The organism is bacterium (assembly GCA_018814885.1).
In the GTDB taxonomy this organism is placed as follows: domain Bacteria; phylum Krumholzibacteriota; class Krumholzibacteriia; order LZORAL124-64-63; family LZORAL124-64-63; genus JAHIYU01.
This window is the reverse complement of the sequence record JAHIYU010000025.1, coordinates 1-5,379: the sequence shown is the minus strand read 5'-3', so window position 1 is coordinate 5,379 and position 5,379 is coordinate 1. Positions and strand designations below refer to the sequence as shown.

General features: G+C 70.4%; 5 protein-coding genes. All 5 read right to left on the bottom strand.

Annotated elements, in window-relative coordinates; genetic code table 11:
* Positions 1-182: hypothetical protein (locus KJ554_01405; protein ID MBU0740989.1), on the bottom strand; the 182-nt coding region annotated here is incomplete at its 3' end.
* A complete protein-coding gene (nadC, locus tag KJ554_01400) occupies positions 182-1,078 on the bottom strand; it encodes a carboxylating nicotinate-nucleotide diphosphorylase (protein MBU0740988.1) in 897 nt (298 codons plus the stop codon). The genes nadC and KJ554_01405, both read right to left, overlap by 1 nt.
* Positions 1,075-3,096: an excinuclease ABC subunit UvrB gene (uvrB, locus tag KJ554_01395; GenBank protein MBU0740987.1), complete on the bottom strand. Its 2,022-nt coding sequence runs from the start codon at positions 3,094-3,096 to the stop codon at positions 1,075-1,077. The genes nadC and uvrB overlap by 4 nt, the downstream gene beginning before the upstream one ends.
* 3 nt (positions 3,097-3,099) lie before the next feature.
* Complete coding sequence (locus KJ554_01390) at positions 3,100-4,149, bottom strand: helix-turn-helix domain-containing protein (protein ID MBU0740986.1); 1,050 nt, start codon at positions 4,147-4,149, stop codon at positions 3,100-3,102.
* Positions 4,150-4,167: 18 nt separating this feature from the next.
* Positions 4,168-5,379, bottom strand: a 1,212-nt coding sequence (locus KJ554_01385; GenBank protein MBU0740985.1) for a class I tRNA ligase family protein, incomplete at its 5' end; no start/stop codon positions are given.

Sequence of the window (5,379 nt, the reverse complement as noted above, 5' to 3'; positions counted from 1 at the left end):
TGCCAGCCCCAGCCGTCCCAGCGGCAGAGACGGCCCTCGGCGGCGCCGCCGCGGCTCAGCAGGTAATCGCTCGTGGACCCCGCCTGGTCGAGGAGGTAGAGGAAGCCGCCGCGACGCAGTCGCGCTTCGCCGGGGTCGAAGCCCGCGACGCCGAACCAGTCGCGCTTGTGCAGGAGAATCATCACCGGTCCTCTGTGGTGCGGATGTCCAGTCCGAGATCCAGGGCGGGGACGGAATGGGTCAGACGACCCACCGAGCAGGCGTCGACGCCGGCCGCGGCGTAGGCCCGCACGTTGGCCAGGTCCAGGTTACCGCTCGATTCCAGGCGAGTGCGCCAGCTTCCGGTCTCGCGCGCGGCGCGCAGGCGGACCGCTTCGCGCGTCGCTTCCGGCGTGAAGTTGTCGAGCAGGATCCAGTCGACGCGCAGGGGCAGCACGTCGGCGAACTGGTCGAGGGAGTCGACCTCGACCTCGATCGCCAGATCCGGATGGCGCCGCCTTCCCCGGGCGACGAGATCCGCCAGGGAGGCGTCCCGCGACGCCCAGTGGTTGTCCTTGAGCAGGATGCGGTCGTAGAGGCCCAGGCGGTGATTGTGCCCGCCGCCGCAACGCACGGCGTATTTGGCCAGGGCGCGGTAGCCGGGCAACGTCTTGCGGGTGTCCAGGATGCGGCAGCCCGTACCCGCAACGGCCTCCACGTAGCGGGACGTCAGGGTGGCGATGCCGCTCAGATGCTGGAGGAAGTTGAGGGCGACGCGTTCGCCGGTAAGGATCGGCGCGGCGGGGCCGTGCAACCGGGCCGCAGGCCGTCCGGGCGGCAGGCGGTCGCCGTCGGAAGCGACGAGGTCCACCGTCACGTCGGCCGAGAGGCGGGCGTAGAGCGGTCCGAGGAGGGGCAGACCCGCGACGACTCCCGCGGTGCGGGCCGCGATCACGCCCACGGCCGTCGCGTCGGGCGAGACCGCGACGTCGGTCGTGACGTCGCCGGTTCCCACATCCTCCGCGAGACAGGCGTCCAGCAGGGTGTCCAGCCAGGCGCCCGCGGGGAAGGCCGGCGGCGTATGCGTACGGTCGCTCATGATTCGTCACCTCCGGTCGTCAGGCCCCATTGCGCGCGGAGGTCCTCGATACGATCGCGCAACGACGCGGCTTTCTCGAAATCCAGCGCCTCAGCGGCGACGAGCATCTCGCTGTGAAGCAGCTGCACGATCTCGCGAGGCGGCAGGTCCCGGTCGAGTATCATCTCCCAAGGTCGTTCGGCGGACGCCGCCGCGCCAGGACCGCGTCCGGCCTCCCCCGCCGCCATGGTGGCCTGCAGGATCTCCTCGCGCGTCTTGGTGATGGTCCGGGGGGTTATGCCGTGCTCCCGGTTGTAGGCTAGCTGCCGGGCGCGGCGCCTGTTCATCTCGCCGATGGCCCGCTCCATGGAGCCGGTCATGCTGTCGGCGTACATCACGACCAGCCCGCCCACGTTGCGCGCCGCACGGCCGGCCGTCTGGATGAGGCTGCGCTCCGAGCGCAGGAAGCCCTCGCGGTCGGCGTCCAGGATGGCGACCAGCGCCACTTCCGGCAGATCGAGACCTTCACGCAGGAGGTTCACGCCCACCAGGACGTCGAACTCGCCCAGCCGGAGCCGGCGCAGGATCTCCACGCGGTCCAGGGCCGCGAAGTCCGCGTGCAGGTAGGCCACGCGCAGGCCGATGTTCCGCAGGTACTCCGCCAGGTCCTCGGCCATGCGCTTGGTCAGGGTCGTCACCAGGACGCGCTCGCCCCGGCCGGCCGTCGCGCGGGCCTTGCCGATGAGATCGTCCACCTGCCCCGACGCCGGCAGCACCTCGATGGGCGGATCCACCAGACCCGTGGGACGGATTACCTGCTCCACCACCTCGCCTCCGCATTTCTCCAGTTCGAAGGTGCCGGGCGTGGCTGACACGAAGATGGTGGGCGGCATGAGGTCCTCGAGTTCCTCGTACCGCAGGGGCCGGTTGTCCAGCGCGCTCGGCAGGCGGAAGCCGTGCTCGACAAGTGTCTCCTTGCGCGAGCGGTCGCCGCGGTACATGGCGGCCAGCTGGCTGATGGTCACGTGGGATTCGTCGACGAACACGAGATGCTCGTCCGGGAAGTAGTCCAGCAGGCAGGCGGGACGCTCGCCCGGCGCGCGGCGGTCGAAGTAGCGCGAGTAGTTCTCGACGCCGCTGCAGTAGCCGACCTGGCGGATCATCTCCATGTCGAACCGGATGCGCGACGACAGGCGCTGGGCCTCGATGGTCTTGCCCGCCGCGTCGAGTTCCCCCAAACGCACCTCCAGATCCCGGCCGATCTCGTCCAGGATCTCGTCCTGGCGCTCCCGCTCGGTGACGAATTGGCGCGCGGGATATATCCGCGTCCCGGCGATGCGCTGCAAGGGCTTGCCGGTCAGGCCGTCCACAAGCGTCAGGCGCTCGATCTCGTCGCCGAAGAACTCCACGCGCAGCACCCGCTCGTCGAAGGCGGCGCAGACGTCGATCGTGTCGCCGCGCACGCGGAAGGTCCCGTAGCCACCGTCGTCGGCGCGGGCGTAATGGACGTCGACCAGGCGTCGCAGCAGATCGTCTCGGCCCAGCCGGTCGCCCTCGCGCAGGGGGATGATGTTGCGGTGGAAGGTGTCGGGATTGCCCAGGCCGTAGATCGCCGACACGCTCGCGACCACGATCACGTCGGAGCGCGACATCAGGGACGACGTGGCCCGCAGCCGCAGGCGCTCGATCTCTTCGTTGATGCTGACGTCCTTCTCGATGTAGGTGCCCGTCGAGGGTATGAAGGCTTCGGGCTGGTAGTAGTCGTAGTAGGAGATGAAGAACTCGACGGCATTCTCGGGGAAGAAGCCCTTGAGTTCGCCGTAGAGCTGGGCCGCCAGGGTCTTGTTGTGGCTGAAGACCAGCGCGGGCAGGCCCGTCTCGGCGATGACGTTGGCCATGGTGAACGTCTTGCCGCTGCCGGTGACGCCGAGCAGGGTCTGGCAGGGCATGCCGGCCGCGACGCCGCGCACCAGGGCCGCGATGGCCGCGGGCTGATCGCCCCGCGGCGGAAAGGGGGCGCGGAGTGCGAAGCCGCCCATGGCTCACGGCCCGAGCTGCGAGCGGTCGAGCACCCACTCGCGGCCCACGCTGCGTGCCGGGATGGCCAGAGGCGTGCCGTTGAGGACGACGGTCACGCCGTCGGCCCGGGTGAGCTTGAGCAGGAAATGATCGGCGGCGCCCCAGTAGGCCACATAACGCCCGCCCACCTCGTACAGCCGCCCCGCCACCACGCCTTCCTGCGGGACGCCCTGGGCCGGACGCGCCGGCCAGGCGACGTCTCGCGCCTCGCGGTCGCCGTCGCTGCCCACGGCGAAGCCGAGTCGTCGATCGGTGACCACGCAGAGCACCAGGGGCCAAGACTCGCCGTCGTCGAAGACGAGGGACAGGTCTCCCCGGGGCAGGGACCCCAGGGCGGTCAGGACGTCGGACGGGGGCGGCGCCTCCCCGGCCGTCGTACCGGGAATCGTATCCACGCCGCGGGGATCGCCTCCCTGCGCCGGCACCCCGGTCGCGGCTCCCGCCGGGGCTTCGGCCGAAGCGGACGGTCCCTCCCCGTCTCCCGGGAGAACGTCGGAGCCGACCGGGCCGGTGGAATCGCCGGCGGCCGACCCGGCGGCACCGGCTTCGCCGGGCGCCTGGAGCCTCGCCTCGGACTCGACGGCATCGCCGCGTGGAGTCGCGTCGTCGCCGTTGGAACGCTGGACCAGCCAGACGACAAGCGCCACGGCCGCCAGCGCCGTTCCGATCACCAGGATCTTCCGCCAGGGCAGACCCCCGATGCGCTGGATCTGGGCCTCCTCCTCCCAGGTCTGGTCCGCCGGGATCTCCGGCTCCTGCTCGGTCAACAGGCGCTCGTAGCTGTCGATCAGCAGCGACGGGTCGAGGCCCAGGCTCTGCCCACAGGTCCGCAGGAAGCTGCGGGCATAGAGAGCGCCCGAGAGCTGGTCGTAGTCGTCGTTCTCGATGGCGGAGAGCAGACGGTCGGGGATGCGGGTCTCGGCGGCGAGATCCGACAGGCTGAGTCTCCGTGCCGTGCGCGCCGCCCTGATCATGGCGCCGGGAGTCTGGTAGACGGGCCGGTCGGCTGACATGGTCCCTCCTCTGCGGTCTCAGCCGAGTGCGGCGACGCGTTTCCGCAACGCTTCCGCTCGCGATTCGTTCTCGGCCAGCAGCTCCCGCTCGCGGTCCACGACCTCCGCCGGGGCGCGCTGCGTGAATTGATCGTTTTCCAGCTTCCGACAGCTGCCGCGTATGAAGTCGTCCACCTTGGCGAGTTCCTTGGTCAGCCGGTCACGCTCCTTCTCCAGGTCGACCAGCCCGGTCATCAGCAGGAAGATCTCCACCGCCCCGGCCACGGCCACGCCCGCCGGCGAGGGGTCCTCCCCCGCGACCACGACCTCGACGCTCTCCAGCTTGGCCAGCAATGCGATCCTCCCGGCATCGGCGGCCAGGGTCCGGCTCTGTGCGTCGTCCTGGACACGCAGGAGGACGCGGCCGCGCCGACCGGGCGGCACGTTGAGGTCGGTGCGCAGGGAACGAACGGCGCTCACGATCCCGATGACAGCGTCGAAGCGCGCCGCGTCGGCCGTCCAGGGCGCCCCGCCCTCGCACACGGGGAAACGCGACACCATCAGGAAGCCGCGGGACGCGGGCAGCCCGTGCCAGAGCTCCTCGGTGATGAAGGGGATCACCGGGTGGAGCAGCTTGTAGCTGACCGCCAGGGCGCAGACGGCCAGCCCCAGGGCTTCCCGGCGCTGCGCCTCGTCGCGCAGCCGGGGCTTGATGGCCTCCAGGTACCAGTCGCAGAGCTCGTGGCGGAAGAAACTGAAGCCGGCGTAGGCCGCATCGTTCAGACGGCGCCTCTCGAGGTTGGCGTTGACCTCCGCGGTGACCGTCGCCAGCCGGTTGAGGATCCAGCGGTCCTCGAGCGCGAGCGCGTCGCCGCGGAACGCGAACGGCGCCGGCGCGCCGAAGATCTCCCGCCAGAGGGCCTGCGCGGCCGCGGCGGGATCGCTCTCGTGTTCGCGCAGGACGCCCAGGTCGGCGCCGCCGCCCGCGCCCCCGGCCGTATCGTCGCCGTCGAACCCGGCCTCGGCCCAGTGCCCCAGGATCAGTTTCGTGGCCTGGAAGACCTTGTTGCAGAAATTGCGGCCGACCTCGAGCGTCTCCTCGCTGAAGAAGGTGTCCTGCCCCGTGGGCGTGAGCATGAGCATGGACATGCGCAGGGCGTCCGCACCGTACTTGTCCATCAAGTCGACGGTATCGGAACTGTTGCCCAGTGACTTGCTCATCTTGCGCCCCTGCTCGTCGCGCACGATGCC

Bases quoted from the DNA above. Each gene is read 5' to 3' on its own strand.
- nadC (MBU0740988.1), bottom strand. From the start codon at position 1,078: ATGAGCGACCGTACGCATACGCCGCCGGCCTTCCCCGCGGGCGCCTGG.
- uvrB (MBU0740987.1), bottom strand. From the start codon at position 3,096: ATGGGCGGCTTCGCACTCCGCGCCCCCTTTCCGCCGCGGGGCGATCAG.
- KJ554_01390 (MBU0740986.1), bottom strand. From the start codon at position 4,149: ATGTCAGCCGACCGGCCCGTCTACCAGACTCCCGGCGCCATGATCAGG.